Origin of the sequence: Streptomyces sp. NBC_01198, from assembly GCF_036010485.1 — a bacterium.
Lineage (GTDB): Bacteria > Actinomycetota > Actinomycetes > Streptomycetales > Streptomycetaceae > Actinacidiphila.
On sequence record NZ_CP108568.1, the window covers coordinates 7,010,457 to 7,036,893 of the forward strand.

A 26,437-nucleotide genomic window follows, 5' to 3' on the forward strand; every position below is an offset into this window, starting at 1 on the left:
ACGCGTCGTCCGTCCGGCCGCACGGCCGGGCGGACAACGCGTGCACGACCCGCGCCAACTCCCGTGCCGCGGGCGATAATGCCGACCATGAAGTCGGTGATCACCGTGGTGTCGGTCACGCTGGTGATCGCGGGCGCCGCGGCCGCGCTGTTCTGGCTGGTGCGCGGGCGGCGCGGCTTCGGCACCCCGGTGGAGCGCGCCGCCTTCGCGGCCCTGCACGAGGCGTCGCTGGCCGCCCCGTTGCTGCGCGACGGGCTCGGCCCCGACTCGGCGCGCAAGGCCGCCCGCCACCTGCGGGCGCTGCTGGCCGCCCCGGCGCTCGCCCTGGTCGGCGGCGGCGAACTGCTCGCCTGGGACGGTGTCGGCCGGCACCACACCGGGCAGGCCGTGGACCACACCGCGGACGCCATCGACGCGGGGCGCCCGTGGCTGGTGCCCGCCGACACCATCGACTGCGGCGACCTGGACTGCCCGGTCCGCGCGGCGGTCGTGGTGCCGCTGGTGGTCGACGGCCTGGTCGTCGGCGCGCTGACGGTCTACGCCCGGCAGATGTCCGCCGGCCTGGTGCGGGCCGCCGGCGAGGTCGCGCACTGGGTGATAGCGCAGCTGGAACTCGCCGAACTCGATCGCTCCCGCACCCGGATGATGGAGGCCGAACTGCGGGCGCTGCGTGCGCAGATCTCCCCGCACTTCGTCTACAACTCCCTCACCGCGATCGCCTCCTTCGTCCGCACCGACCCCGCACAGGCGCGTGAACTGCTGCTGGAGTTCGCCGAGTTGACCCGGTACAGCCTGCGCAAGCACGGCGAGTTCAGTACCCTCGCCGAAGAGTTGCGATCGGTGGACCGATACTTGCGGCTGGAACGCGCCCGGTTCGGCGCCCGGCTGCGGGTCGACCTGCTGATCGCGCCGGAGGTCCTGCCGGTCGCGGTGCCCTTCCTGTGCCTGCAGCCGATCGTGGAGAACGCGGTACGCCACGGTCTGGGACCCAAGGCGACCCCGGGCCTGATCACCATCAGGGCCGAGGACGCCGGCGCCGAGTGCCGGATCAGCGTGGAGGACGACGGAGTAGGCATGGATCCGGAGCAGGTGCGGCTGCAGCTCGCCGGGGAGGCCGGGGGGGACTCGCTCGGCCTGGGCAACGTCGACGAGCGGCTGCGCGCGGTCTTCGGCGACGAGTACGGCCTGGTCGTGGAGACCGCGCCGGGCGCCGGGACCAAGATCAGCGTCCGGGTGCCGAAGTACCGGAACGGAGTGCACGCTTCATGAGACCGCTGCGGATCCTGGCCGTGGACGACGAGCCGCCCGCACTGGACGACCTCGGCTATCTGCTGCGCGGCGACCACCGGGTCGGCCGGGTGCTCGCCGCCGACAGCAGCGACGCGGCGCTGCGGCTGCTGGAGGCCGAAACGATCGACGCGGTCTTCCTGGACATCAGGATGCCGGGCCTGGACGGGCTGGACCTGGTCCGGGTGATGAGCCGCTTCGCCCGCCCGCCGGCCGTCGTCTTCGTCACCGCCTACGAGGACTTCGCCGTCGACGCCTTCGCCCTGAAGGCCTGCGACTACCTGCTCAAGCCGGTGGGCGGCGAGCGGCTGGCCGAGGCGGTGCGCCGGGTGGCCGCGCTGCTTGAGGGCCAGGTGGAGCCGCAGCAGCCCGCCGCGGCCGACCCGGTGCCGGAGCGGATCCCGGTGGACCTCGGCGGCGTCACCCGCTTCGTGTCCCGCGACGAGGTGGCCTACGTCGAGGCCAAGGGCGACTACGTGCGCCTGCACACCGCGGGCCAGGCGCCGCTGGTCCGGGTGCCGCTCGCGGTGCTCGCGGAACGCTGGGAGCCGCACGGCTTCCTGCGCATCCACCGCAGCTTCCTGGTCTCGCTGCGGCATGTCGAGGAGCTGCGCTCGGACGCCGGGCACTGGACCGTCAGGGTCGCGGGCAGCGAGCTGCCGGTGAGCCGCCGCCACACCAGGCAGTTGCGCGACGTCCTGGTGCGCTGGGCGCCCGCGCCGGGACCCGGCCCGTCATGACCGGCCAGAGCGGACCGCGCCGCACCCCGAAGCCGCAGCTCAAGCCGAAGCCCAGGCCCAGGCCGCAGCTGAAACCCAGGCCGCAACCCCGGCCCAAGCCGCCGCCGCAGCCCGCCGACCCGCCGCCCGGCGCCCCCGGCGCCGTGCCCGCGCCGCGCCGGGTCGCCGTCACGGCGCCGCGCAGGCACCGGGCCGGCGGCTACTCCGCCCGGCCGGGCGCCGCCGACCTGCACGCGCAGCCGCAGCTCGGCCAGCTCTACGTACGCTCCCTGGTCCGCCACCAACTGCGGCTGTCCCTGGGCGTGCTGGCCGTACTGGCCGCCGTGCTCGGCGGGCTGCCCGCCGCCTTCGCGCTGCTGCCGGGGCTGCGTACCGCCGAGGTCGTCGGGATACGGCTGCCGTGGCTGCTGCTCGGCGTGGTCGCCTACCCGCTGCTGGTGGGCGGTGCCTACTTCCACGTCCGACACGCCGAGCGGGTCGAGCGCGACTTCACCGACCTGCTCGGCGGCCCCGACCCGCCGCCCCCCGCACCGCCGCGCGCCGCCCGGTGAACCCCGGTCTCGGCCTCGCGGCGCTCGCCGTGGTCCTGGTCGCCACGGTGGCCTTCGGCGTCTACGGCCTGCGGATGTCCCGGGGCACCTCGGACTTCTACGTCGCCTCCCGCGAGGTCTCGCCGCTGTGGAACGCCTCCGCGATCGGCGGGGAGTACCTGTCCGCGGCCTCCTTCCTCGGGGTCGCGGGGCTGGTGTTCGCCTACGGCGTGGACATGCTGGCGTACCCGGTCGGCTACACCGCCGGCTACCTTGTGCTGCTGCTCCTGGTCGCCGCCCCGCTGCGGCGCTCCGGCGCCTACACGCTGCCCGACTTCGCCGAGGAGCGGCTGGGCTCGCCGGCGGTGCGCCGGGTGGCCGGCGTCCTGGTCGCGGTCATCGCCTGGCTCTACCTGGTGCCGCAACTCCAGGGCGCGGGGCTGACCCTGCAGACGGTGACCGGCGCGCCGCGGTGGGCCGGCGCGGTGGTGGTGGCGGTGGTCGTGGTGGGCGTCGCGGCGGCCGGCGGCATGCGCAGCGTCACCCTCGTGCAGGGCTTCCAGTTCTGGCTGAAGCTCACCGCCATCGCGGTGCCCGCGCTCTTCCTGGTCATGGCCTGGCGCTCGGCCGGCGCGCCCGCGCTGACCGGTCCCGACCTCCCGCGCTTCGGCCACACCACCGTGGTGACGCTGCAGGACCCGGTCCGCTTCGACGTGACGCGGCCGGTGACCGTGACGGTCAGCGGGCGGCTCGACGGACGGGACCACGCGGCAGGATCCGTACGCCTCGGCGACGGCAAGCACACCGCGGCGGCCGGCACCGCGCTGACCTTCCCGCGCGGCGCCGCCGTCCCGCACAAGGACGGCCTCACACCCTCCTCCGGCGCCCGCTGGGCCGACCCGCTGTCCGGCGCGGGCGGCAGGTCCCATCCGCTCTACGCCCTCTACTCGATCCTGCTCGCGACCCTGCTGGGCACCATGGGGCTGCCGCACGTCCTGGTCCGCTTCTACACCAACCCCGACGGCAGGGCCGCCCGCCGCACCACCTTGCTGGTGCTGGTGCTGCTCAGCGGGTTCTACCTGCTGCCCACCGTCTACGGGGCACTGGGCCGGGTCCTGGCACCGCAGTTGCTGCTCACCGGGCAGACCGACACCGCCGTGCTGGTCCTGCCGCAGCTCACCCAGGCCGGCGAGGGCGGCCGGCTGCTCGGCGCGCTCGCCACCGCCGGCGCCTTCGCCGCCTTCGTCTCCACCGCCTCCGGCCTGACCGTGTCGGTGGCAGGAGTGGTCTCGCAGGACCTGCTGCGCGGCTCGACCCGGGGATTCCGCTGGGCGTCGCTGGTCGCCGGCATACCGCCGCTGGTGATGGCCGTCGCGACCGACGGCCTGCCGGTGGCCGACGCGATCGGCCTGGCCTTCGCGGTCGCCGCCTCGTCCTTCTGCCCGCTGCTGGTGCTCGGCATCTGGTGGCGCGGACTGACCGATCTGGGGGCGCTGTTCGGGCTGGTCGCCGGCGGCGGGCTGGCCGCCGTCGCGGTGGTGCTGACCAGCGTCCACGACCCCGGGCACGGCTGGAGCGCGGCGCTGCTCGAACAGCCCGCCGCCTGGACCGTTCCGGTCGCCTTCGCCGTGATGGTCACCGTGTCGCTGATGACCAGACACCGGCTCTCGCCCGCCGCCGTGGACCGGGTGATGCTGCGGATGCACCTGCCCGAGGAGGTCGGCTCGGGAGTTCCCGCGCTGCCGGCGGTCCGCCCGCCGACCGCTGGGCGCAGCTGACGTACCGCCCGCCGTACGGCCGGTACCGTTCGGCGACCCACTGTGACGAATATCTCGTCGCCATGCGGGCCCGGCTCTAGCGTGTGCCGCGACCGAGACGGTCTCCCCACCGCCCTGCCGTTCCTCAATGAGGAGGGAAACCGCAGATGAGCACCTCTGTACCCACACCCACCATCGCCGACCCCGGCCCGCTGGGCCTGGCCGGCTTCGCCGCCACCACCTTCGTCCTGAGCTCCTTCAACGCCGACCTGATCGACGGCAGCCTGCTCCCGGTGGTCCTGCCGCTGGCGCTGTTCTACGGCGGGCTCATCCAACTGCTCGCGGGGATGTGGGAGTTCAGGAAGGGCAACACCTTCGGGGCGACCGCGTTCGGCTCCTACGGCGCCTTCTGGCTGTCCTACGCCGCCTACGTGAAGTTCGTCGTCGCCGACCTGCCGGCCGACACCGCCCACCAGGCGACCGGTCTCTTCCTGCTGATCTGGGCGATCTTCACCGTCTACATGACCATCGCCGCGCTGCGCACCAACGGGGCGCTGCTCGCCGTCTTCGTCGCGCTGTCCGCGACCTTCATCGTGCTGACCGTCGCCGAGTTCGCCGAGTCCACCGGCATCACCAAGGTCGGCGGCTGGCTCGGCCTGGTCACCGCGCTGCTCGCCTGGTACGCCTCCTTCGCGGTGGTCACCAACAGCACCTGGAAACGCGCCGTCGTCCCGGTCTTCGCCGGCGCCGCATCGGCCGGCGCGGTGCGCGGCGGCCCGGTCGAGGGCGTCGAGGGCGCCCACTCATGACCGACCAGACACTGTCCAACCTGCTCAGGGAGGACAGACGCTTCCCGCCGCCGCCCGAGCTGGCGGAGCAGGCGAACGTCACCGCGGCGGCCTACGACGAGGCCGCCGCGGACAGCGAGGCCTTCTGGGCCGCCCAGGCGGCCCGGCTGGACTGGGCGGAGCCGTGGACGCAGGTCCTGGACTGGAGCCGGGCGCCCTTCGCCCGCTGGTTCGTCGGCGGGAAGCTCAACGTGGCCGACAACTGCGTCGACCGGCACGTCAGGGCGGGCCGCGGCGACCGGGTCGCCTTCCACTGGGAGGGCGAGCCGGGCGACACCCGCACCCTGACCTACGCCGACCTCAAGGACGAGGTGAGCAGGGCGGCCAACGCGCTGCTCTCGCTCGGCGTCCAGGCCGGCGACCGGGTCGCGATCTACCTGCCGATGATCCCCGAGACCGTGGTGGCCATGCTGGCCTGCGCCCGGATCGGCGCCCCGCACACCGTGGTCTTCGGCGGCTTCTCCGCCGAGGCGCTGCGCGGCCGGGTCCTGGACTGCGACGCCCGGGTGGTCATCACCGCCGACGGCGGTTACCGCAAGGGCGCGGCCTCCGCGCTCAAGCCCGCCGTGGACGAGGCGCTGGAGCAGTGCCCCGACGTCCGCAGCGTGCTGGTGGTGCGCCGCACCGGGCAGGACGTCGGCTGGACCGAGGGCCGGGACGTGTGGTGGCACGACCTGGTCGACACGCAGTCCGCCGAGCACACCCCCGAGGCGTTCGACAGCGAGCACCCGCTCTACATCATGTACACCTCGGGCACCACCGCCCGCCCCAAGGGCATCCTGCACACCACCGGGGGTTACCTGACCCAGGTGGCGTGGTCGCACTGGGCGGTCTTCGACGTCAAGGCCGACCGGGACGTCTACTGGACCGCCGCTGACATCGGCTGGGTCACCGGGCACTCGTACATCGTCTACGGCCCGCTGGCCAACGGGGTGACCTCGGTGCTCTACGAGGGCACCCCCGACACGCCCCACCAGGGCCGCTGGTGGGAGATCGTGGCGAAGTACAAGGTCACGATCCTCTACTGCGCGCCCACCGCGATCCGTACCTTCATGAAGTGGGGGGACGCCATCCCCGGCCGCCACGACCTGACGTCGCTGCGGCTGCTGGGGTCGGTGGGCGAGCCCATCAACCCCGAGGCGTGGATCTGGTACCGGCGCGCCATCGGCGGCGACCGCACACCGGTGGTCGACACCTGGTGGCAGACCGAGACCGGCGCGCACATGATCAGCCCGCTGCCCGGGGTGAGCGTCTGCAAGCCGGGCTCCGCCCTGCGCCCGCTGCCCGGAGTCGCCGCCGACGTGGTGGACGACGCGGGCGAGCCGGTGCCCAACGGCGCGGGCGGCTATCTGGTGCTGACCCGGCCCTGGCCGGCGATGCTGCGCACCATCTGGGGCGACGAGCAGCGCTACCTCGACACGTACTGGTCGCGCTTCCCGGGCCGCTACTTCGCCGGCGACGGTGCCAAGAAGGACGAGGACGGCGACATCTGGCTGCTGGGCCGGGTGGACGACGTGATGAACGTGTCCGGGCACCGCATCTCCACCACCGAGGTGGAGTCGGCGCTGGTCTCCCACCCGCTGGTGGCCGAGGCCGCGGTCGTCGGCGCCACCGACGCCACCACCGGGCAGGGCATCGTCGCCTTCGTGATCCTGCGCGGCGACGCGGCCGGCGAGGGCGCGGAGGACCCGGCGCAGGAACTGCGGGCCCATGTCGCCAAGGAGATCGGGCCGATCGCCCGGCCGCGGCAGATCCTGGTCGTCGCCGAGCTGCCCAAGACCCGCTCCGGCAAGATCATGCGCCGGCTGCTGCGGGACATCGCTGAGAAGCGCGAACTCGGCGACGTCACGACGCTGACGGACTCCTCGGTGATGGACGCGATCCGCGAGCGGCTGCCGGAGAGCTCCTGAAGGGAAGGTCAAGAAGGGGACGATCCTGACCGCCGGCCCGTGTGTGCGCCCCGGGTGGACCCGCTCCCTGAGCGCGGGTCCACCCGGGGACGGGCCGCCCCCTCAGACGGCCCGCTCGTGCCCCCGGACGTCGAGCCAGGCGTAGTTCATCAGCCCGGTCCGCACGGTGTGCAGGGTCAGCACGTGCCGGCCGGGCTCCGCCGGCGGCAGCGGGAAGGTCAGCTCCGCCCAGTGGTGCGCCTGCCGCCACGGCACCTCGTCGGCGTCGTCCGCCGTCGAGGGCACCTCCACGACCTCGGTGACCGGGGCGTCGTCCAGGGTCAGCGCGATCGCCCCGCCCTGCGGCGCGGTGTACAGCAGCGTCGCGGTGTACGGCCCCGGCGCGGTGACGTCCACGGTGTAGCGCAGCCAGTTGCCCGGCGAGGTCCACCCGACGTAGAGCAGCCCGAGGGCGGGCTGCACGGCGTTGAACGGGTGGTCGTCGATGCCGTTGCCCTTGGTGTAGCTGATGCCGACGGCCTCGTCCGCCCGGAAGCCGTTGAGGTAGCTGCCGTCCGGCGGGTTGAGCAGCCCGCTGCCCTGGTTGCGGTGGGCCGCGTCATGGAAGGCCACCCCCTCGCCGCCGATGTCGTAGTACGCGCACATCAGGCGTCCCGGGATCAGCTGCGCCCCTGCGGGGCCGACATCACCGCCGAACGGGCGGCCCTGGTAGGCGCGGGGACGAGGCAGCAGGGACACGGCTAGATCTCCGTCCCCTCGGTGCCGGCCAGCAGCCGGTCGACCTCGGCCAGTTCCGCGTCGGTGAAGGCCGGGCCGCGCAGCGCGTCCAGGCTCTCGTCGAACTGCCCGACGCTGCTCGCCCCGATGATCAGCGAGGTCACCCGCCGGTCGCGCAGCGCCCAGGACAGTGCCGTCTGCGCCAGGCTCTGCCCGCGCGCGCGCGCCACCGCCTCCAGACCGCGCAGCGCGGCCACCAGCTCCGGGCTGAGGCTGGAGCGGCGCAGGGTCACGCCGCGCGCCATCCGGGAGTCCGCCGGGGTGCCGGTCAGGTAACGGCCGGTCAGCAAACCCTGGGCGAGCGGCGAGTAGCACACGCAGCCCACCCCGGCGCCGTCGAGCACGTCGAGCAGCCCGTCCTCCAGGGTCCGGTCCAGCATCGAATAGCGCGGCTGGTGCGCCGCCAGCGGCACCCCCAGCTCCTTGAGCAGCGCGATGGCCCGCGCGGTCTGCTCGGCGTCGTAGTTGGACACCCCGACGTAGAGCGCCTTGCCCTGCCGCACCAGATCGGCCAGCGCGCCGCAGGTCTCCTCCAGCGGGGTGTGCGGGTCGAAGCGGTGCGAGTAGAAGATGTCGACGTAGTCCAGGCCGAGCCGGGCCAGCGACTGATCCAGGCTCGCCGTCAGGTACTTGCGCGAGCCCCACTCGCCGTACGGGCCGGGCCACATGCGGTAGCCGGCCTTCGAGGTGACGACCAGCTCGTTGCGGTGGCGGCCCAGGTCCCGGCGCAGCACCTCGCCGAAGTTGGCCTCCGCGGAGCCGGCCGGCTCGCCGTAGTTGTTGGCGAGGTCGAAGTGGGTGACACCGCGGTCGAAGGCGTGGGTGATGATCGCGCGGTGCCGGTCCGCGCCGACGTCGTCGCCGAAGTTCTGCCACAGCCCGAGCGAGATCTCGGGTATCAGCAGTCCGCTCGCGCCGAGCCTGCGGTAGGCCATCTCGTCGTATCGGGCCGCGGCGGCGGTGAAGGTGCTGCTTGGCTGCACTGGGGGGTGCTTCCTTTCCGGGTGGGAGGTGTCGGAGCCGGCCTAGCGGACGCCGACGGTCGCGATGCTCTGGGTGAAGTACCGCTGGACGAAGACGAACACGAGCACGATGGGCGCGATGACCAGGACGGAGCCGGCCAGCAGCAGGCCGTACTGGGTGGCGATCTGGCCGGTCGAGTACAGCGACAGCGCGACCGGCAGGGTGTACATGTCCTGGCTCTGCGCGGCGACCAGCGGCCACAGGAAGTTGTTCCAGGAGCCGAGGAAGGTCAGGATGCCCAGCGTCGCCAGCGGCGGCCCGCACAGCGGCATCACGATCCGCGCCCAGATCCGCAGCTCGCCCGCGCCGTCGATCCTGGCCGCCTCCAGCAGGGTGTCGGGGATGCCGGAGATGAACTGCCGCATCATGAACACCCCCATCGGCGAGGTCAGGAACGGCAGGATCAGCGCCGCGTAGGTGTTGGTCAGGCCGAGCTTGGTGACCAGCACGAACAGCGGGACGAAGGTGACCACGCCGGGCACCATCAAGGTGATCATCACCAGGGTGAACACCAGCCGCTTGCCCGCGAAGTGGAACTTGGCCAGCGCGTAGCCGACCATCGAGCAGAACAGCAGATTGCCGGCCACCGTCACCAGCGCCACGATCAGGCTGTTGAGGAAGAACCGGCCCAGGTGCAGCCGGTCGAACCAGGTGCTGTAGTTGCCCGACGTCGGGTGCTGCGGCAGGAAGCCGGACGGGTCGCGCAGGATCTCGCCCTGGGTCTTGAACGACCCGAGCAGCATCCACAGGAACGGCAGCAGCGTGATCACCACCGCGACGACCAGGCCGAGATACGTCAGCAGCCGCCGCCGCGCCCACAGGCGGTCGAAGGTCGCCCGCATCAGTCCTCCTTGGATCTCAGGGCGCGGAACATCACCATGCTGAGCAGCGCGATGGCGACGAAGAGCACGTAGCTCGCGGCGGACGCGTACGCATAGTTGCCGAACCCGAACTGCTTGAACGCGAAGTAGCTGACCGACAGCGTCGCGTCCAGCGGGCCGCCCTGGGTCATCACGAACGGCTCCTCGAAGAACTGCAGATACCACACCGACAGCAGCACCGCGCCGAACAGCAGCGTCGGCCGCATCAGCGGGACGGTGATCCGCAGGAACCGCTTGACCGGCCCGGCGCCGTCGATCATGGCCGCCTCGGTGACCTCGGCGGGGATCGTCTGCAGCCCGGCGAGGAAGATCACCATCAGCGTGCCCATGTTGCGCCACACGCCGAGGCCGATCATCGCCGGCATCGCCCAGGTGGTGCTGTTCAACCAGTCGGGACCGCTGATCCCGACCCAGCCCAGCACCGCGTTGAGCGGGCCGTCCTTTTGCAGGATGAAGCGCCACACCACGGCCACCGCGACGATGCTGGTGACCACCGGGGTGTAGAAGCCGACCCGGAAGGCGGTGCGGAAGCGGCTGATGCCGCTGTTCAGCGCCACCGCGAGGACCAGCGCGATGCCCATGGTGAGCGGGATGCCGACCACGACGAAATAAGCGGTGTTGCGCAGCGACTTGAGGAACTGCGCGCTCCCGAAGAGCGTGCGGTACTGGTCGATGCCGACGAAGTTCACCGCGAACGGGCTGTCGACGTCGGCGCTCTTGAAGTCGGTGAAGGACATCAGGAACGACGACAGCAGCGGGATGAGGGTGAAGGAGGCGAAGAGCAGGACGAAGGGCAGCGAGAAACCCCAGGCGATGAGGCTCTGCCGGCGGCGCAGGCTGCGCGGTGCGCCGGGAGCGTGGCCGGCGCCGCCGCCGCGGCCCGCGGGCCTGGCGGCGGCACCCTTCTCGGCTCCTCCGGTGAGGACGGCCATCTCGTCAGCCGCCGGTGCCGATGCCGTCGGCGGCGGACTGCGCGGCCTTCATCGCCGCGGCCGGGTCCTTGCCGTTCTTGACGATCTGCTCCAGCTGCTGGCCCACCGCGTCGGCGACCTCCAGCCAGGTGGCGTTGGGCGGCGGCGCGTTGGTGTCCTTCAGCTGGTCGCCGAAGACCAGCAGCCGCGGGTCGGCGGCCAGTTCGGGCTGCTGCCAGGCGCTCTGCACGGCCGGCAGGGCGCCGTCGATCTGGTACCACTTGGCCTGGACGTCGGGCTTGGACAGCCACTGGATCAGCTTCCAGGCCGCCGCGCTGTTCTTGGACTTCTTGAAGACCACCAGGTCGGAGCCGCCGGCGAAGGACGTCGCCGACTTCTGCTTGGGGAAGGTGGCCAGCGCGTACTTGCTCTTGAAGTCCGCACCGCCGGCCTGGTCCAGCGCGTTCTGCTCACCGGCGCCGGCCACCAGGATGCCCAGCTTGCCGCTGACGAAGGCCGACTCGGCCGCGCCCGCGCCCGCCGAGGGGTTCGGGTCGGCGATCTTGTCGGTGTAGAAGCTCTGGAAGTAGCGGTACGCCTCGACCGTCTGCGGGGTGTCGAAGGTCCACTTGCTGCCGTCCTGGCTGATGATCTGGGCGCCGTTGGACCAGGGGAAGGCGAAGGAGTTCTGCAGATCCTGGTCGGGCGTGGTGGACATCCGGATGCCGTACTGCGCGTGGCCGGCGGTCTGCATGCCCTTGGCCATCTTCTTGAGGTCGTCCCAGGTCTTCGGCGGCCCGTCGAAGCCCGCCGCCTTCGCCAGGTCGGTGCGGTAGAACAGCACCCGGGTGTCCACCGCCCACGGCACGCCGACCGTCTGGCCGCCCACCTGGGCCGACTTGAGCGGCCCCTGGAAGTAGACGCTCGTGTCGGTGCCGGCCGGCACCGGCTCGAACCCGTCGGTGATGCCGCCCATCAGCGTGGTGCCGACCTGGCGATGTCGGGGGTGACGCCACCGGCCTCCGCGGTACGGAACTTCGCCGCCGCGTCCTGCCACGGGATGGAGGTGACCTTGACCTTGTAGCCCGGGTTCTCGGTCTCGAACTGCTTGAGCAGCTTGGGGAGGTTGTCGCCGTCGCTGCCCATAGCCCACATGGTGAGCTCGGCGGTGGTGGGTGCGGCGGCGTTCTGCCCCGCCGACTGGCTTGAATCCGCTCCTCCGTCGCTGTCAGACGACCGCCCGCAGGCGGCGGTCAGCAGCGTGACGGACAGCAGGGCGAGGGCGATCTTCACCTTGGGATGTCTCACGAGGGTCCTTCTGTCGATGCCACGATGTTTCGAAAGGGCATTTATTAAAGGGGTTTCGCAACCGTAGCCACGCCGACATCGCCCGTCAACGGTTCGTGGCCCGGGAAATACGCGGGAGTTGCGGCACGCAGGGCCCCGGCGGCGTGAAGCGGGGGAGTGGTGGTGACGGTGCGACGCGAGGGACCCGCGGCGGACCGTATACGAGCAGCGCGCCGGGCCGCGGTCAGCGGGCGCGGCGGATCGCCGCCGGGCGGCGGTGGCGGATTCCGGCCGGGCGGGGGAGGGTGCGGCGGGTTTCGGTCAGCGGGCGTCGGCGGTACGCGCCGAGGGCGCCGCGGGGGTGGACCAGCGGTCGCTGTGCGAGGCGCCGAAGAGCCGGCCCTCGACCTCGTCAAGGGCCCGGCGCACCCCGCCGAGCACGGTCGCCCGGCCGCCGAGCGCGGCAGGCGACAACCGCGGCGCCGGTGTGCCCAGTTGCCGCTCGCACAGGTCGCGCGTGTGCTCCCCGATGGCGGGCATCAACCGCGCCGAAGTGGCCGCCGGCAGGCCGCAGATCACCACGAGCTCGGGGTCGAGGAAGGTCGCCACCATCGCGACCGGGCGTGCCACGATCGAACCGAGCCGGTCGACGATCCGGCTCGCGACCGGGTCGCCGGCGTCGTAGGCCGCGAAGACCATGTCGGCGGTCACCGCCTCGGGCCGGCCCGCGGCCATTTCCACCAGCCGCCCGGGCCCGGCCGTCGCCCCGCCGGCCGCCTCAGCGCCCAGCCGCACCGCCTCCGCGCCCAACTGCGCCGCCTTGCGGGTCACTCCGCCGGGCGGACCCATGTCGGCCAGCAGGCTCACCGCGGTCATCTCGCCGGCCACGCCCTTGCTGCCGCGCACCAGGCGGCCGTTGACGATCAGCCCGGCGCCGAAGCCGTTCTCGCACACGTCGAGCAGCACCGCGTTCCGCAAGCCGCGGGCCGCGCCCTGCCAATGCTCGCCGATCATCGCCAGGTTGGCGTCGTTCTCCGCGACCACCGGCCACGGCAGGGTGTGTTCGAGTTCGGTGATCACGTCTCGGCTGCCCGCGCGGTACTGCGCCGCGGTCGCCGCGTCGTAGTCGTGCGACTGCACCGGCGCCGGGATGCTCACGCACACCTGCCACACCGCCTCCGGCGCGATCCCGGCGAGGGCGATGACCTCGTGCGCGATGGCCGGGCCGTGCGTGGTGACCTGCGAGCGCAGGGTGGTGTCGGTGCCGACCTCGTGGGACAGCTCCCCGCACACCCGCCCGGTCAGATCGGCGACGGCCGCGGTCACCCGGCTCTCGCGCACGTCGAGCGAGACCACGAAACCGGCCTGGGGATCGGTGCGGTAGCGGCGGGCCGGGCGGCCGGGTTGGGCGTCCTGCGCGGGATCGCTGGGCACCTCGACCACCAGGCCCTGGGCTATCAGCCAGTCGCAGGTGGTGTGCACGGTCGGCCGGGACAGCCCGGTCAGGGTCATCAGGTCGGTCGCCGTGCTGGACCCGCCGTCCCGCATGGCGTCGTAGACCGCGGCGGCGTTCATCCAGCGGATCTGCGCCGCTGACGGGGTGCTCGTGCGCCTTGACACCTCGGTCCTCCCTGGCCCTGTCGTCCCGGCGAACCCGCAGGTTCGTCTTTGCGCGGGCGCACTGCCAGAAGGTATCAAACCGCAGTTCACGAAGGCCGCCCCCCGCGGCCCCGCCGGAATCTGCCGCCGCCCGCCCGGTGGCGGGCGGAACAAGCGGGCGGCCGGTCCGCCACCGACGGCGGACCGGCCGCCCACGCGAGAACCGCGCGAGCCGCCGCGGCCTCAGCAGCCGATCGGCGCCGAGCCGACCGCCACGTCGTCGAACCACAGCGTGTCGTCACCGGTGCCGTAGCTCTCCCAGCCCAGCCGCAGCGCGGTCGGCCGCGGCGGGGTGCTGCGCGACAGCCACTGCCCGTCCACGTCGCGGGTCGGTACGCCGTCCACCCGCAGGCCCGGGACCTCCTGGTCGCCCAGCCAGGTCCGCAGGGACGGCGCGGTGGTGTCGACGGCGAACCGCAGGCACTGCCAACTGCCGGTGGGCAGCGGCGCGCTCTGCGCGACGCCGGCCGGGCTCTGCTCGGGCAGCGTGGCGTCGTCGCTCTCGCGGTTCCACTGCAGGGCGCCGTTCTGGCCGCCGATCCGCAGCGCGCGGCCGCCCTGCGAGGAGTCCGGCATCGAGACGAAGGCGACATGCGCGGCCGGCAGCGCGGTGGTGTGCCGCACCCACATCCGTACGTACATCACCGGGCCGAGCGTGGACAGGTCGGTGGTGTCCGCCACGAAGGCGTGGTTGCAGTAGCCGGCGTGGCCGTCCACCCGCAGCGACCTGCTGCCGCTGTGCGCAACCGCGGTGTCGACGGTGACCGCGCCGGAGCCCGAGCAGTCGGGCGCGGCCGGCTGCCACTGCCCGGAGGGTGCCGGGCCGCTCTGGTCCTCGAAGTCCGAGCAGATCACCGCGCCGGAGCAGCCCGTGGGCGGCGACGAGGTCGGAGGCGTGGTCGGCGGGGTCGTGGTCGGCGTCGTCGGGGGGGTGGTGGGCGGCGTGGTCGACGGGGAGGTCGGGGGAGTGGTGGGCGGCGTGCCGTTCGTGGTGCACGCGGTGCCGTTGAGGGTGAAGGCGGTGGGCGCCGGATCGGCGGCGCTCCAGGTGCCCTGCACCCCGAAGCTCGTGCTGCCGCCGGTGGGGATCGCCGCGTTGTAGCCGGCGTCCGAGGCGGTGACCGCGGTGCCGGTCTGGGTGATGGTGGCGTTCCAGCCGGAGGTGATGTGCTGGTCGCCCTGGTAGTTCCAGGCCACCCGCCAGCCGTTGACGGCGGGGCCGAGGTTGGTGACGGCGATCTGGGCGGTGAAGCCGCCGGACCACTGGTTGACCGTGTAGTCCACCGAGCAGCCGGCCGCCGCTCCGTGGGCGGGCAGGGCCGCCAGGGCGGGCAGCAGCAACGCGGCGGCCGCCACCGGCCACAGCCATGGTCTGACGATTAACCGCCGCGAGGATGCGCGCACGGGGACCTCCTGGGCATGTGGGGGGAGTTCCGCTCCGCACGACCGTTGTGGGAGCGCTCCCACACTATGGAAGCGCCCTCCACCGGTGTCAATGGCCCGCGCGCGCTCCCGCGCCCGGCCCGACCTCGGCACCGGCGACCAGCCCGGCCAGCAGCCGCAGCCCGTGCTCGGACGGCGAACCGGGCTCCGCGGTGTGCAGCCCCAGCGTCTGGTCGCGGTCGCCGGCCGGCGTCAGCGCCTCGTACTCCAGCACCAGGTCGCCCACCAGCGGGTGGTGGTAGTGCTTGCTGCCGTACGTCCTGCGCTGCACGTCGTGGTCGGCCCACCAGCGGCGGAAGTCCTGGTCCCGCAGCGACAGCTCGCCGATCAGCTCGGCCAGCGGCGGGTCGTGCGGGTGGCGGCCCGCGTAGAGGTGCAGCGCGGCCACCGTGCCGCGGGCCGAGGACGGCCAGTCGGCGTAGAGCTCACGCGCGGCCTCGTCGAGGAAGATGAAGCGCGCCATGTTCCGCTCCCGGTGCGGCAGCGCCTCGAAGTCGGTGAAGAGGGCGCGACCCATCGCATTGGCGGCCAGTACGTCCAGCCGGCGGCCGATCACCAGCGCCGGGACGGTGTCCATCGTGCCGAGCACCCTGCGCAGCCCGGGCCGCACCCGCTGCGGCGGCAGCGCCCGCGGCCTGCCGCGGGAGGGCCTGGCCACCGCGAAGAGGTGGCTGCGCTCGGTGCCGTCCAGCTGCAGCGCCCTGGCGACCGCGTCGAGGACCGCCTCAGAGGCGTTGACGCCCCGCCCGCGCTCCAGCCGCACGTAGTAGTCCACGCTCACCCCGGCGAGCCTGGCCACCTCCTCGCGGCGCAGCCCCGGCACCCTGCGGGTGCCCGGCTCGGGCGCGAGACCCGCCTCCTGGGGGGTGATACGGGCGCGGCGCGACCGCAGGAAGTCCCCGAGGTCGGTGTTGGGCGCGCCGCCCGCCGTAAGGTCGCTCATGGTCACCAGGGTACGACCGGGAGCCGCCCCGCAGCGGGCCGCAGAGGGGTACTGCCCGACCCCCGGTCGGGCGGACCCCTGGTGCGGCCGGGCCACCGCCACCGGCCGCCGCGGGGGCCTGCCGGTGGTTCGCTGGGAAGTGCGCCACCCGAGGCCGGCACCCCCCCGCCGCCGGCGCCGCACCCCCGGCGCATGTTCACAGAGAGGCAGCACCCATGACCGACTCCACCCCAGCCGCCGCACGTGTCACCACGCCCTTCACCGCCGCCTCCACCGCCGCAGAGGTGGTCGCGGGCACCGACCTGGCCGGCCGGCGGGCCGTTGTCACCGGCGGCGCGTCCGGCATCGGGATCGAGACCGCCCGGGCACTGGCGTCGGCGGGCGCCGAGGTGACGATCGCGGCGCGCGACACCGCCGCCGGGGCCCGGGTCGCCGCGGACCTCACCCGCAGCACCGGCCACCCGGTGCTGTCCGCCCCGCTGGACCTGACCGACCCGGCCTCGGTCGAGGCCTTCACCGCCGCCTGGCGGGGGCCGCTGCACGTGCTGGTCAACAACGCCGGGGTGATGCTGACCTCGGAACTGCGCACCCCGCAGGGCTGGGAGCTGCAGTTCGCCACCAACCACCTGGGCCACTTCGCGCTGGCCGCCGGGCTGCACCCGGCGCTGGCCGCGGCCGGCGGCGCGCGGGTGGTGGCGCTCACCTCGGTGGCGCACCTGCGCTCCGCCGTGGACTTCGACGACATCCACTTCGAGCGCCGCGCCTACGACGCCTCGGTCGCCTACGCGCAGTCCAAGACGGCCAACGTGCTCTTCGCCGTCGAGGCCGACCGGCGCTGGCACGACGACGGCATCTCGGCCAACGCCGTGCACCCCGGGGCGATCCTGGAGACCGGGCTGACCCGCCACATGGACCCCGAGGAGCTGTCCCAGGCCGTCGGCCAGGGCGGCTACGCCTTCAAGTCCCCCGGGCAGGGCGCCGCCACCTCGGTGCTCGTCGCGGTCTCGCCGCTGCTCGACGGTGTGGCCGGCGGCCGCTACTTCGAGGACTGCAACGAGGCGCTGCCGCACACCGACGGCATGTCGGGCGGCGTCGCGGCCCACGCCCTGGACCCGGCGGCCGCCGCGCGGCTCTGGCAGGTCTCGCTGGACAGCCTCGCCGCCGCCCGCGGCTGACGCGGCGACAGCGGCGGGGCCGGTGGCGCTGGTGCGCCGCCGGCCCCGTCCGTGCTGCCACCCGCCCCGCTCAGCCCTTGGTGGCGCCCAGCGACAGGCCGGCGATGAACTGCTTCTGCAGCAGGATGTAGACCACCAGGGTCGGTACGGCCGCGATCATCGCCGCCGCCGCGATCAGGTTCTGGTTGCTGACGAACTGCCCCTGCAGATTGGCCAGCGCCGAGGTCACCGGACGCTTGTCGCCCGACGACATCAGGGTGATCGCCCAGAAGAAGTCGTTGTAGATCCAGGTGGTCAGCAGCGTCGCCAGCGCCGCCAGCGCCGGGCGGCACAGCGGGATGGTCAGCCGCCAGAAGCGGGTCCACAGCGACGCCCCGTCGACCAGCGCGGCCTCGTACATCTCCTCGGGCACCGACTTCATGTAGTTGCTCAGCACGAAGACGCAGAAACCCAGCTGGAAAGCCACGTTGATGGCGATCAAGCCGAAGATCGAGTTGTACATCAGACCGCTGTCACTGACGAAGTGCGGCAGGGTGATCTTCAGGTACAGCCGGTACAGCGGGGTGATGATCACCTGCTGCGGCAGCAGGTTCCCCGCGGTGAACAGGATCAGCAGCGCGATGTTGAACTTGACGTCGACCCGGGTCAGCACGAAGGCCACCCCCGACGCCAGGGCCAGCACGATGATCACCGCAGGCACCGTGATGAGGACCGAGTTCCAGAAGAAGTGCAGCATGTCCGACTGCGTCCACGCCTCGCTGAAGTTCTTCAGCGTCAGGTGGTGCGGCAGCGAGACGTAGCCGTACTTGCGGGTGTCGCTGTACGGCCGGACCGCCACGTACAACGCGAACGCGATCGGCAGCAGCCACAGCACGGACGCGACGATCAGGAAGACCTGGGAGGCCACCTGTCCCCACGGCCGGGTCCTCCTGCGGCCGGGTGCGGACGGCGCTGCCGTCCCCGGCCTGGTGAGGGCTTCGGTCGTCATGACGCTTCCTCCCGGCGGAACGTCTGGTAGAGGAACACCGAGATCGGCACCAGCGAGATGATCAGCAGCACCACGCCCAGCGCGGACCCGAATCCGACCCGCTGGGTCTCACCGACGATGTTCGAGGTGACCAGCACCGACAGCAGTTCCAGGCCGTTGATGCCCTTGTTGGTGATGTAGACCAGGTCGAAGGCGCGCAGCGACTCGATGACGGTGACCACCATGACGACGATGTTGATCGGCCGCATCACCGGGAAGATCACCCGCCAGAACGTCTGCCAGGCGTTGGCGCCGTCCACCGTCGCCGCCTCGCGCAGCGTCGGGTCGACGGCCTTGAGGCCGGCCAGGTAGAGCACCATCACGTAGCCGGACTGCCGCCAGGTCGCCTCGACCAGCACCGACCACAGGTTCAGATGGGGATTGCCGAGCCAGTCGATGGCGTTGCTGTCGCCGGTGCGCCCGATGACGGTGTTGATCAGGCCGTAGTTCTGCGAGTACATGAACTCCCAGATGATGCCGACCAGCGCCAGCGACAGCATGACCGGCAGGAACAGGATGCTCTGGTACATCCGGCTGCCGCGGATGCCGCGGTCGATGAGCACCGCGAAGAGCATGCCCAGCGGGGTGGCGATCAGCACGAAGACGGCCAGCCAGATGAGGTTGTGGCGGACCGCCGGCCAGAAGGCGGGGTAGATGGTGGCGGCCTGGTGGTAGTTCTGCACCCCGTACCAGCAGCCGTTGTTCAGGATCGAGGGGAGATTGGGCTTGCAGGTCTGGGTGTGCAGGCTGCCGACGCCGTTCCACTTGGTGAACGACAGCAGCGCGGTCCCGATCGCCGGGAACCACACGAAGGCCAGATCGAGCAGCAGCGGTATGCCCAGCAGGACGCCGACCACGATGCGGTCGCGAAGGCTGAGCCTGCGCACACCGCGGCGGCGGCGCCGGGCCGGGGCGGTGGCCCCGTCCTGCGCCGCTGCCGCGGTGTCCACGTGGGACGTCGAACTCATGAGGTATAGATCGCCTTCGCCTGCTGCTCCGCGCTCTTCTGGAGTTTCGCGATGTTGCCGGTGCTCGGGTCGTCGATGAACTTCTGCAGGATCGCGATCATCGCGGTGGCCATCGCCGGGTCCGAGTCACGGTCCATGAACTGCGCGACGGCCTTGCACTTGCCGATCTCGGCGACCGACTTCTTCTGGATCGCGTTGTACGAGGGCACCTGCAGGCCGTTGGCCAGGCCCACGTCCCACTGGTCGGTCTTGAGGTACTCGGCCTCGGCCGGGCCGCTGCCGATGTACTCGAGGACCGCCTTGGCGGCGTCGGTGTTCTTGGCCTTCTTGCTCAGCATGAAGCCGTCGGTGGGGGCGTCCATGTAGTCCTGGCCCCACTTGGGGTTGATCGAGGGGAAGGTGAAGAAGTCCAGGTCGTCCAGGTCGGCCTTGTCGGTGACGTACTGCGCGGCCACCTGGTTGGTGCCCTGGAACATCATGCCGGCCTTCTTGGTCTCCAGCGTCTTGGCGGCGTCCTGCCAGATCCGGCCGTTGGCGCCGCTCTGCATGTAGGGCAGCAGCTCGGCCCAGTGCTGGAAGACGGTGGCGACGCCCGCGTCGGTCCACGGGATCTTGTGGGTCAGCAACTTCGTGTGGTAGTCGTACCCGTTGATCCGCATGTTGAGGATGTCGAAGGTCCCCAGCGCGGGCCAGCCGTCCTTGTCGGCGAAGGCGATCGGGATCAGGCCGTCGGTCTTCATCTGCTTGGCCAGCGCCACGTACTCGTCCCAGGTGGTCGGGACGGTGTAGTGGTGCTTGGCGAACTCGCTCTTGTTGTAGAAGACCACCCACGGGTAGTTGTACAGCGGCACCAGGTACTGGTGGCCGTCGAGACCGGTGGACAGCTGCTTGGCGGCCGGCCCGAAGTTCCCGCCGATCTTCTCCCAGACGTCGTCGAGCGGCTGGGCCAGGCCCTGCGCGGCGAAGTACTGCATGCGGTAGCCGGCGAACCAGGTGAACAGGTCGTCCGGGGTGCCCTGCAGGTAGCTGGTGATGTTGTCCTGGAAGGTGTTGTGGTCGACCGTGTTGATGGTCACCTTCACCTTGGACGAGGCGGTGGCCGCCGTGGTGAGCGCGGCGAACGCGGTCTTGGCCGCCGGGTCGGAGTAGTTCGACCCGAAGGTGACGGTGCTGCCGGCCACCGAGCCCGAGCCGCCCGAGCCGCCGGACTTCTTGTCCGAGGAGTCCGAGCTGCTGCACGCCGTCAGCAGGCCGCCGGAAACTGCCGCGAGCCCCGCGGCACCGGCCGCGCCCCTCAGCAGATTCCTCCGCGACGGGGACGGGCCGCTGCCCGTACCGGTTCCCGACGTCTCGACGTCCGACATGGTGCCTCCATGTGTGTGTGGGCGCTTATAGGGGACTTGTGGGAGAGCTGAAGGCGAAATGCTGACGGAGCGGAGGCTCTGACGGGTCTGGTAGCGCCGAGCCGTTTCCAACAGAAGTCACCAAGATGAAACGCCATCGCAACTGCAGGGTAGTTCTACGCCACATGCAGGGGGCCGTCAACGCCCTGATCCTGATGCGTTGCCGGACCGTGATGTCCCGTCGGTGTTGAAACATGTTCGCTTCGGTTGGCCCCGGCCGACGTCACCCACAGCGGCCGCCGTACGCCCGGTGACGGGTGCGCGGACGACCGGCCGCGCCGTGCCGCGGTTACGGGTCATTTACCGGTGGAACATACGCGCGCCATAGGATGGGCGCCGGGTCGCACGCCGGTCGGGGCGGCCGCGTGCCGGCCGCTTCCGGCAGGAGCCCGGCAACCGGCAGCAGCCGCTGCGGATCGGGGAGATCATGCCCCGGTACCGTGGTCCGGTCCCGTCCCGGCCGATGGCCTGAAAGGCTCCCATGAAAGCTGAGATCGCCGTGTCCGCAGGTGCGCGGCACACCCGGATCCTCGGGGTCGGCGCGTACCGCCCCCGCCGGGTCGTCGACAACGCCGAGGTGTGCCGGCACATCGACTCCACCGACGAATGGATCCGCTCCAGAACCGGCATCGTCACGCGGCGCTGGGCCGGGCCGGACGAGACGCTGGGCGTCATGGCGGAACAGGCGGCGAGCAAGGCGATCGCGGCGGCCGGCCTCACCCCCGACGCCATCACCTGCGTGATCGCCGCGACCTTCACGCACCTCAAGCAGACCCCCGCCGTCGCCACCGAGATCGCCCACCGCATCGGCGCCACCGGGGCGGCCGGCTTCGACGTCTCGGCCGGCTGCGCCGGCTTCGTGCACGCCGTCACCCTCGCCTCCGACGCGGTGCGGGCACGCGGCGGCCACGTCCTGGTCGTCGGCGTCGAGCGGATGTCCGACATCCTGGACCTCACCGACCGCTCCACCGCGTTCATCTTCGGCGACGGCGCCGGCGCGGTGATCGTCGGCCCGTCCGACACCCCCGGGATCGGCCCCGTCGTCTGGGGCGCCGACGGCTCCCAGGCCGACGCCATCACCCAGAGCGTGCCCTGGGACGCGCTGCGGGACGACCCCGGCCAGCCCTTCCCCGCGCTGCGGCAGGACGGCCAGCGGGTCTTCCGCTGGGCGGTGTACGAGATGTCCAAGGTCGCCGTCCAGGCGCTGGAGGCCGCCGGGATCGCCGCCGAGGACCTGGACGCCTTCATCCCGCACCAGGCGAACGAGCGGATCATCGACTCCATGACCCGCTCCATGGCCCTGCCCGCCCGCGTCGCGGTCGCCAAGGACATCGTCACCACCGGCAACACCTCGGGCGCCTCCATCCCGCTCGCGATGGAGTCGCTGCTCGCCTCGGGCAAGGCCGTCGCCGGCGACACCGCCCTGCTGCTCGGCTACGGCTCCGGGCTGTCCTACGCGGCACTCGTCGCGACCCTGCCCTGACCGCCCGCCCGGCCGCCCCTCCCGCGAGGGGCGGCCGGGTCGGTCAGCCACCCGCGAGAACAGCGTCGAGGGCCGCGGTCAGCCGCGGCCCGATCACGTCCCGCACCCACGCCAGGTGCTCGCCCTCGGTGGCCCGCGGGACGACCTCGACCAGCATGATCAGATACAGATAGCTGCGGTAGAGGGCGATACGGACCCGGGCGGCCGCGTCGAAGGCGGTACGCCCGCCCGCCGCGCCGTAGCCGGCCAGGAAGGCCGGATCGGACTCCGCCGCACCGAGCAGCAGCGTCATCGACGCGAAGTCCGCGAGCGGGTCCCCCCAGAGCATCCGCTCGCCGTCGATGAGCCCGCTGATCGTCCGCGCCCCCGGCGCACCGTCCAGCAGCACGTTCCCGGCCCACAGGTCGAAGTGGACCAGCGCCGGCTCGGTCACCTCCGCGAGCGCCCCGGCCCCGGCCGCCAGGGCGGACCGTATCGCGCCGGCCGGCCGCGGCAGCCAGGACCCGAAGGCCGCGGCGTCGTCGAGCACCGCGCCGGTCATCGCCGCGAAGGCCGGCGCCCACCGGTCGGCGAGCGGCGCCACCCGCTGCGCCGGATAGCCGAAGCCCGGCCCGCGCACGGCGTGCAGCGCTCCCAGCAGGGAGCCCAACTCCTCCCGCAGCCGGTCGCGTTCGCCGACCGCCATCGACCCGGCGACGTCGACCCACGGCACCCCCGGCACGTGCGTCATCAGCAGGAAGGGCGCGGCGCCCGCGTCCTCGGCCCACTCGGCGTGCACCACCCGCGGCGCCGGCACCCCCGCCGCGGCGGCGGACTCGTAGAACAGCGCCTCGCCGCACAGCAGTTCCGCCTCGTAGCGCAGCCGCGCGGTGCCGGGCGGCGGCGGGACCTTCAGCACCAGCCGGCTGCCGTCGGTGAGCGTGACGCCGTGCAGGGCGTTGTACGACCCGCCGGCCATCGCCGTCCGTTCCGCGACCCGCGCCGTCTCGATCCCCGCCCGCGCCAGCAGTTCGTCCACCGTCGCGTCGGCCAGCGTGTGCACCGCCATCGGCCCCCCTCGTCGTCCGAACGGCACCCTACGCCGTCGGCACGCCCCAGCGGGATACGCGCCGGCGACGGCCGCCGCGTATGAGGTGGCCCCGGGCCTGCTCCCGGCGCGGTACGTACACCCGCGAGGGTGCAGCGGCTGCGGCGGCCGGGTGCTTCTGTCGCGGCGGGCGATTAGCCGGGCCGCCGATCGGACAAGCAGACGAGCGGAAGATCCGGACAGCGCGGAAGGACCGGGATGAGCCAGCAGACCACCGAGCCGCGGCCGGACGACGGGGCCGCGGACCCCGCCGGCGCCACAAGCCGGCCCGGCAGGCGCCGGCGACGGCTGCTGCCGTGGAAGCACCGCCGCGACCTCACCCCCGAGCAGCTCCGCCGCCGCAAGCTCGCCACCCGCGGCGCCACCGGGGTCTGCGTGATCTGCCTCGGCACGCTCGGCTGGTCCGTCGGCCGCGCGCTGACCTACCCGGGCAAGGACAGCACCACGGCCCGCCTCGCCGAATGGGCCCGCGACCACGAGCTCGGCTTCGTGGTGAACAAGCTGGAGGACGTCCAGTACTCGATGAACCCGCCGAAGGTCGGCGGCACCCTGCCGGCCGACGCGCTGGCCCGGATGAACGCCACCCAGGGCGCCGTCCCCACCCCCGCGCACGTCCCCGCCCAGCCACTGGTCCAGCTGCGCGCCCCCATGTCCTCGCTGGTCAGCCCGGCGCTGCCCGGCGAGGGCGTCTACCGCACCCTCGCCGCTGCCCACGGCCAGCCCATCGTCCAGGGCACCTACGTACGCCCCGACGACAAGCACACCTCCTACGAGGCCGCGGTCGCCTGGATCAGCGGCAAATACTCCCGCTTCCAGCTGCACCCCGGCTTCCGCGAGCCCGGCGGCACCTTCGACGTGCCGCCGACCATCCCCAAGGGCCGGCGCACCGGCCTGGTCGCCACCTGGAACGGCGGCTTCCGCATCACCGACGGCGGCTCCCGCGGCGGCTTCTACCTCGACGGCCGCACGGCGGGCGAGCTGCGCGACGGCGCCGCCTCCGAGGTCTTCTACCGCGACGGCTCCCTCCGCATCGGCGTCTGGGGCCGCGACGTCCGGATGACCCCCGACGTCACCGGCGTACGCCAGTGCCTGGAGCTCATGGTCGACGACGGCCGGGTCGTGCCCGACATCGGCGACGACGACAAGTGGGGCGTCAGCGACCAGAGCCGGATGTTCGTCCCGCGCTCCGGCGTCGGCATCACCGCGCAGGGCGACGTCGTCATGGTCGTCGGCCAGGCGCTGACCGCGCAGACGCTGGCGCAGCTGATGCAGCGGGCCGGCGCGGTACGGGCGATGCCGCTGGACATGAACCGGGCCTGGCCCTCCTTCATGTCCTACGACGGCACCCGCACCCCCGCCGACCCGACCCCCACCAACATCCTCGACTTCGAGGACCCCCCGGACCGCTACTACACCCAGGCCACCCGCGACTTCGTCGCGGTCTACGCCCGCTGAACCCCGCGGCCGGCCGCCGCGGCCGGGCCGGAAAAGGAGCGTGTGCCGGCGGTGCCCGCCGCGTTAGGCTCGGAGGCATGGCAGCCGCTCAGCAGGACCCCGCGGGGAGCGTCCGGGTCGACAGCTGGATCTGGTGCGTACGGCTCACCAAGACCCGGTCACTGGCCGCCGCCGCGTGCCGCGCCGGACACGTCAGGGTCAACGGGGAGCGGGTCAAGCCCGCCCAGGCGGTCAGACCGGGCGACGAGGTGCGGCTGCACCACGCCGGGCGCGAGCGGGTCGTCGTGGTGTCCAAGGTGCTGAACAAGAGGGTCGGCGCCGCCGTCGCCGCCGACTGCTTCGTGGACAACAGCCCGCCCCCGCCGCCGCGCGAGGAGATCCTCGCCCTCGGCCTGCGCGACCGCGGCGCCGGCCGCCCCACCAAGCGCGACCGGCGCGAGCTGGAACGCCTGCGGCTGCACGGCTCGGCCCGCCCCGGCGGGAACTGAACCATGGCCGCCGGCGCCCCGGAAGCGGTCTTCGAGACCTACCGGCCCCTGCTGCTCGGCCTGGCCTACCGGCTGCTGGGCAGCATGTGGGACGCCGAGGACGTGGTGCAGGAGGCGTTCCTGCGCTGGTCCCGCACCGACCGCGAGCAGGTACGCGAACCGCGGGCCTTCCTGGTCACCGTCGCCACCCGGCTCGCCCTCGACCAGCTCCGCTCGGCCCGCGCGACCCGCGAGGCCTACGTCGGCCCCTGGCTGCCCGAGCCGGTCGACGCGGCCGAGCTCGGCCCGCTGGACACCGCCGAACTGCGCGACACCCTCTCCTACGCCACCTTGCACCTGATGGAACAGCTCACCCCGCCGGAACGGGCCGCCTTCGTGCTGCGCGAGGCCTTCGAGCTCCCTTACGCCGACATCGCCGCCGTCCTCGGCGGCACCGCGGCCAACTGCCGCCAGCTGCACCACCGCGCCACGACCCGGCTGGCCGCCGGCCGCGGCGACCGCTTCCGGCCCAGCGGGGAGGACCACGCCCGGCTGCTCACCCGCTTCCTCGACGCCGCCCGCGGCGGCGACCTCGACACGCTGACCGGCATGCTCAGCGAGGACGCCGTCGCCTGGAACGACGGCGGCGGCCGCACCCGCGCCGCCCTGCGCCCGATAACCGGCCGCGACCGCGTCGCCGCCTTCGTCGCGGGCCTCTTCCGGCGCTACCCGGTCGGCGCGGCCCGGCCGACCGAGGCCAACGGCCGGCCCGCGCTGTGGCTGTCCGTCGGCGGCACCGACCAGCTCGCCCTGCTCGACGTCCGGGACGGCGCCGTCCACGGCGTCTTCGCTGTGCTCAACCCCGACAAGCTGGCCCGCTTCGCCGCCCGGGACGCCGCCCGGCACGCGGAGGCCCGGGATGCGTACGCCGGGGGCTCGGCCTAGGCCGCGTACGACTGCAGCTCCCACAGGTTGCCGTCCGGGTCCCTGACGTGGGCGGTGCGCATCGTCGGCCCCCACTCGGGCCGGGCGGCGGGCCCGGCGACCGGCCGTCCGCCGTGGCGCAGGCACAGCTCGTAGCCGGCTGCCACGTCCGGGACGCGGCTGACCAGCATCCCGCGGTCGCCGCCGGGGGACGCCTCCCCGGTCAGCGCGGCCGCCGCGGTCCGCTCGATCAGCGCCAGGACGCCCTCGGCGCCGACGTCCCAGCTCGCGTAGGGGCCGTCCGCCGTCCCGCGGGCGAGTCTGGCGCCGATCAGCTCCGGCAGCACGGCGTCGTAGAAGCGGAAGGCGGCGCCGAAGTCGGCTGCCAGCAGGCGGGGGTGGAGCGCGTCCATCGGGTCTCGCCCTTTCGGAGAATTCATGGGTGCGTACCT

25 protein-coding genes are annotated in these 26,437 nt (G+C 72.7%); 11 read left to right on the forward strand and 14 right to left on the reverse strand.

Annotated features, from left to right (window positions below):
• The first annotated feature begins 78 nt into the window (after positions 1 to 78).
• From OG702_RS31120 to acs, 6 genes are all read left to right on the forward strand, one after another.
• The gene (locus OG702_RS31120; protein ID WP_442814610.1) at positions 79 to 1,269 is read left to right on the forward strand and encodes a sensor histidine kinase; all 1,191 of its coding nucleotides are present in this window, start codon (positions 79 to 81) and stop codon (positions 1,267 to 1,269) included.
• Positions 1,266 to 2,027: a LytR/AlgR family response regulator transcription factor gene (locus tag OG702_RS31125; RefSeq protein WP_327292273.1), complete on the forward strand. Its 762-nt coding sequence runs from the start codon at positions 1,266 to 1,268 to the stop codon at positions 2,025 to 2,027. The genes OG702_RS31120 and OG702_RS31125 overlap by 4 nt, the downstream gene beginning before the upstream one ends.
• Positions 2,024 to 2,578, forward strand: coding sequence for a hypothetical protein (locus OG702_RS31130; RefSeq protein WP_327292274.1), 555 nt, complete (start codon positions 2,024 to 2,026; stop codon positions 2,576 to 2,578). The genes OG702_RS31125 and OG702_RS31130 overlap by 4 nt, the downstream gene beginning before the upstream one ends.
• On the forward strand, positions 2,575 to 4,335 hold the full coding sequence (locus tag OG702_RS31135; RefSeq protein WP_327292275.1) for a sodium/solute symporter: 1,761 nt from the start codon (positions 2,575 to 2,577) through the stop codon (positions 4,333 to 4,335). Before OG702_RS31130 ends, OG702_RS31135 begins: the two co-directional genes overlap by 4 nt.
• Before the next feature lie 146 nt (positions 4,336 to 4,481).
• The gene (locus OG702_RS31140) at positions 4,482 to 5,123 is read left to right on the forward strand and encodes an acetate uptake transporter (RefSeq protein WP_327292276.1); all 642 of its coding nucleotides are present in this window, start codon (positions 4,482 to 4,484) and stop codon (positions 5,121 to 5,123) included.
• Positions 5,120 to 7,072, forward strand: a complete 1,953-nt coding sequence (gene acs / locus OG702_RS31145; RefSeq protein WP_327292277.1) for an acetate--CoA ligase — start codon at positions 5,120 to 5,122, stop codon at positions 7,070 to 7,072. Before OG702_RS31140 ends, acs begins: the two co-directional genes overlap by 4 nt.
• Before the next feature lie 102 nt (positions 7,073 to 7,174).
• Here acs and OG702_RS31150 read toward each other — a convergent pair whose 3' ends face one another.
• From OG702_RS31150 to OG702_RS31190, 9 genes are all read right to left on the reverse strand, one after another.
• Positions 7,175 to 7,810: a carbohydrate-binding protein gene (locus tag OG702_RS31150; protein ID WP_327292278.1), complete on the reverse strand. Its 636-nt coding sequence runs from the start codon at positions 7,808 to 7,810 to the stop codon at positions 7,175 to 7,177.
• 2 nt (positions 7,811 to 7,812) lie between these two features.
• Entirely contained in the window at positions 7,813 to 8,784 is a 972-nt protein-coding gene (locus tag OG702_RS31155) for an aldo/keto reductase (RefSeq protein ID WP_327293440.1), read from the reverse strand.
• Positions 8,785 to 8,874: 90 nt separating this feature from the next.
• Positions 8,875 to 9,714: a carbohydrate ABC transporter permease gene (locus OG702_RS31160; protein WP_327292279.1), complete on the reverse strand. Its 840-nt coding sequence runs from the start codon at positions 9,712 to 9,714 to the stop codon at positions 8,875 to 8,877.
• The gene (locus tag OG702_RS31165) at positions 9,714 to 10,685 is read right to left on the reverse strand and encodes a carbohydrate ABC transporter permease (RefSeq protein WP_327292280.1); all 972 of its coding nucleotides are present in this window, start codon (positions 10,683 to 10,685) and stop codon (positions 9,714 to 9,716) included. The genes OG702_RS31160 and OG702_RS31165 overlap by 1 nt, the downstream gene beginning before the upstream one ends.
• A gap of 4 nt (positions 10,686 to 10,689) precedes the next feature.
• On the reverse strand, positions 10,690 to 11,640 hold the full coding sequence (locus OG702_RS31170; RefSeq protein ID WP_327292281.1) for an extracellular solute-binding protein: 951 nt from the start codon (positions 11,638 to 11,640) through the stop codon (positions 10,690 to 10,692).
• Positions 11,640 to 11,972 carry an extracellular solute-binding protein gene (locus OG702_RS31175; protein ID WP_327292282.1) on the reverse strand — a complete coding sequence of 111 codons (333 nt, stop codon included), beginning with the start codon at positions 11,970 to 11,972 and terminating at the stop codon, positions 11,640 to 11,642. Before OG702_RS31175 ends, OG702_RS31170 begins: the two co-directional genes overlap by 1 nt.
• A gap of 300 nt (positions 11,973 to 12,272) precedes the next feature.
• Positions 12,273 to 13,571, reverse strand: a complete 1,299-nt coding sequence (locus OG702_RS31180) for an ROK family transcriptional regulator (protein WP_327292283.1) — start codon at positions 13,569 to 13,571, stop codon at positions 12,273 to 12,275.
• 222 nt (positions 13,572 to 13,793) lie between these two features.
• Positions 13,794 to 15,014: a cellulose-binding domain-containing protein gene (locus OG702_RS31185; RefSeq protein WP_442814614.1), complete on the reverse strand. Its 1,221-nt coding sequence runs from the start codon at positions 15,012 to 15,014 to the stop codon at positions 13,794 to 13,796.
• Between the two features lie 88 nt (positions 15,015 to 15,102).
• Entirely contained in the window at positions 15,103 to 15,996 is an 894-nt protein-coding gene (locus OG702_RS31190; protein WP_327292285.1) for a helix-turn-helix transcriptional regulator, read from the reverse strand.
• Between the two features lie 215 nt (positions 15,997 to 16,211).
• Here OG702_RS31190 and OG702_RS31195 point away from each other — a divergent pair, with 215 nt between their 5' ends.
• Positions 16,212 to 17,171, forward strand: coding sequence for an SDR family NAD(P)-dependent oxidoreductase (locus OG702_RS31195; protein WP_327292286.1), 960 nt, complete (start codon positions 16,212 to 16,214; stop codon positions 17,169 to 17,171).
• 70 nt (positions 17,172 to 17,241) lie between these two features.
• Here the strand turns inward: OG702_RS31195 and OG702_RS31200 are convergent, their stop codons facing one another.
• The 3 genes from OG702_RS31200 to OG702_RS31210 are packed head-to-tail and all read right to left on the reverse strand — an operon-like array spanning position 17,242 to position 20,530.
• Positions 17,242 to 18,159: a carbohydrate ABC transporter permease gene (locus tag OG702_RS31200; protein ID WP_327292287.1), complete on the reverse strand. Its 918-nt coding sequence runs from the start codon at positions 18,157 to 18,159 to the stop codon at positions 17,242 to 17,244.
• The gene (locus OG702_RS31205) at positions 18,156 to 19,166 is read right to left on the reverse strand and encodes a carbohydrate ABC transporter permease (protein WP_327292288.1); all 1,011 of its coding nucleotides are present in this window, start codon (positions 19,164 to 19,166) and stop codon (positions 18,156 to 18,158) included. The genes OG702_RS31200 and OG702_RS31205 overlap by 4 nt, the downstream gene beginning before the upstream one ends.
• Entirely contained in the window at positions 19,163 to 20,530 is a 1,368-nt protein-coding gene (locus OG702_RS31210) for an ABC transporter substrate-binding protein (protein WP_442814616.1), read from the reverse strand. Before OG702_RS31210 ends, OG702_RS31205 begins: the two co-directional genes overlap by 4 nt.
• A gap of 520 nt (positions 20,531 to 21,050) precedes the next feature.
• On the opposite strand from OG702_RS31210, the gene OG702_RS31215 reads away from it, so the two are divergent.
• On the forward strand, positions 21,051 to 22,052 hold the full coding sequence (locus OG702_RS31215; RefSeq protein ID WP_327292289.1) for a beta-ketoacyl-ACP synthase III: 1,002 nt from the start codon (positions 21,051 to 21,053) through the stop codon (positions 22,050 to 22,052).
• 43 nt (positions 22,053 to 22,095) lie between these two features.
• Here the strand turns inward: OG702_RS31215 and OG702_RS31220 are convergent, their stop codons facing one another.
• Positions 22,096 to 23,100: a phosphotransferase family protein gene (locus OG702_RS31220; RefSeq protein ID WP_327292290.1), complete on the reverse strand. Its 1,005-nt coding sequence runs from the start codon at positions 23,098 to 23,100 to the stop codon at positions 22,096 to 22,098.
• Between the two features lie 237 nt (positions 23,101 to 23,337).
• Between OG702_RS31220 and OG702_RS31225 the strand changes: the two genes are divergently transcribed.
• The 3 genes from OG702_RS31225 to sigJ all read left to right on the forward strand — a co-directional run bounded on the left by OG702_RS31225 (position 23,338) and on the right by sigJ (position 26,006).
• The gene (locus tag OG702_RS31225) at positions 23,338 to 24,594 is read left to right on the forward strand and encodes a phosphodiester glycosidase family protein (protein WP_327292291.1); all 1,257 of its coding nucleotides are present in this window, start codon (positions 23,338 to 23,340) and stop codon (positions 24,592 to 24,594) included.
• Between the two features lie 77 nt (positions 24,595 to 24,671).
• The gene (locus OG702_RS31230; RefSeq protein ID WP_327292292.1) at positions 24,672 to 25,082 is read left to right on the forward strand and encodes an RNA-binding S4 domain-containing protein; all 411 of its coding nucleotides are present in this window, start codon (positions 24,672 to 24,674) and stop codon (positions 25,080 to 25,082) included.
• Between the two features lie 3 nt (positions 25,083 to 25,085).
• Positions 25,086 to 26,006: an RNA polymerase sigma factor SigJ gene (sigJ, locus tag OG702_RS31235; RefSeq protein ID WP_327292294.1), complete on the forward strand. Its 921-nt coding sequence runs from the start codon at positions 25,086 to 25,088 to the stop codon at positions 26,004 to 26,006.
• Here sigJ and OG702_RS31240 read toward each other — a convergent pair.
• Positions 26,003 to 26,398 carry a VOC family protein gene (locus OG702_RS31240; RefSeq protein ID WP_327292295.1) on the reverse strand — a complete coding sequence of 132 codons (396 nt, stop codon included), beginning with the start codon at positions 26,396 to 26,398 and terminating at the stop codon, positions 26,003 to 26,005. The two genes, sigJ and OG702_RS31240, sit on opposite strands and share 4 nt — an antisense overlap.
• Between the last annotated feature and the right edge of the window lie 39 nt (positions 26,399 to 26,437).

What these genes read in the sequence shown, in the direction of transcription:
- OG702_RS31120 (WP_442814610.1), top strand. Translation starts at nt 79, where the DNA reads ATGCCGACCATGAAGTCGGTGATCACCGTGGTGTCGGTCACGCTGGTG.
- OG702_RS31125 (WP_327292273.1), top strand. Translation starts at nt 1,266, where the DNA reads ATGAGACCGCTGCGGATCCTGGCCGTGGACGACGAGCCGCCCGCACTG.
- OG702_RS31130 (WP_327292274.1), top strand. Translation starts at nt 2,024, where the DNA reads ATGACCGGCCAGAGCGGACCGCGCCGCACCCCGAAGCCGCAGCTCAAG.
- OG702_RS31140 (WP_327292276.1), top strand. Translation starts at nt 4,482, where the DNA reads ATGAGCACCTCTGTACCCACACCCACCATCGCCGACCCCGGCCCGCTG.
- acs (WP_327292277.1), top strand. Translation starts at nt 5,120, where the DNA reads ATGACCGACCAGACACTGTCCAACCTGCTCAGGGAGGACAGACGCTTC.
- OG702_RS31155 (WP_327293440.1), bottom strand. Translation starts at nt 8,784, where the DNA reads ATGGCCTACCGCAGGCTCGGCGCGAGCGGACTGCTGATACCCGAGATC.
- OG702_RS31160 (WP_327292279.1), bottom strand. Translation starts at nt 9,714, where the DNA reads ATGCGGGCGACCTTCGACCGCCTGTGGGCGCGGCGGCGGCTGCTGACG.
- OG702_RS31165 (WP_327292280.1), bottom strand. Translation starts at nt 10,685, where the DNA reads ATGGCCGTCCTCACCGGAGGAGCCGAGAAGGGTGCCGCCGCCAGGCCC.
- OG702_RS31170 (WP_327292281.1), bottom strand. Translation starts at nt 11,640, where the DNA reads ATGGGCGGCATCACCGACGGGTTCGAGCCGGTGCCGGCCGGCACCGAC.
- OG702_RS31190 (WP_327292285.1), bottom strand. Translation starts at nt 15,996, where the DNA reads ATGAGCGACCTTACGGCGGGCGGCGCGCCCAACACCGACCTCGGGGAC.
- OG702_RS31195 (WP_327292286.1), top strand. Translation starts at nt 16,212, where the DNA reads ATGACCGACTCCACCCCAGCCGCCGCACGTGTCACCACGCCCTTCACC.
- OG702_RS31200 (WP_327292287.1), bottom strand. Translation starts at nt 18,159, where the DNA reads ATGACGACCGAAGCCCTCACCAGGCCGGGGACGGCAGCGCCGTCCGCA.
- OG702_RS31205 (WP_327292288.1), bottom strand. Translation starts at nt 19,166, where the DNA reads ATGAGTTCGACGTCCCACGTGGACACCGCGGCAGCGGCGCAGGACGGG.
- OG702_RS31210 (WP_442814616.1), bottom strand. Translation starts at nt 20,530, where the DNA reads ATGTCGGACGTCGAGACGTCGGGAACCGGTACGGGCAGCGGCCCGTCC.
- OG702_RS31215 (WP_327292289.1), top strand. Translation starts at nt 21,051, where the DNA reads ATGAAAGCTGAGATCGCCGTGTCCGCAGGTGCGCGGCACACCCGGATC.
- OG702_RS31220 (WP_327292290.1), bottom strand. Translation starts at nt 23,100, where the DNA reads ATGGCGGTGCACACGCTGGCCGACGCGACGGTGGACGAACTGCTGGCG.
- OG702_RS31225 (WP_327292291.1), top strand. Translation starts at nt 23,338, where the DNA reads ATGAGCCAGCAGACCACCGAGCCGCGGCCGGACGACGGGGCCGCGGAC.
- OG702_RS31230 (WP_327292292.1), top strand. Translation starts at nt 24,672, where the DNA reads ATGGCAGCCGCTCAGCAGGACCCCGCGGGGAGCGTCCGGGTCGACAGC.
- sigJ (WP_327292294.1), top strand. Translation starts at nt 25,086, where the DNA reads ATGGCCGCCGGCGCCCCGGAAGCGGTCTTCGAGACCTACCGGCCCCTG.
- OG702_RS31240 (WP_327292295.1), bottom strand. Translation starts at nt 26,398, where the DNA reads ATGGACGCGCTCCACCCCCGCCTGCTGGCAGCCGACTTCGGCGCCGCC.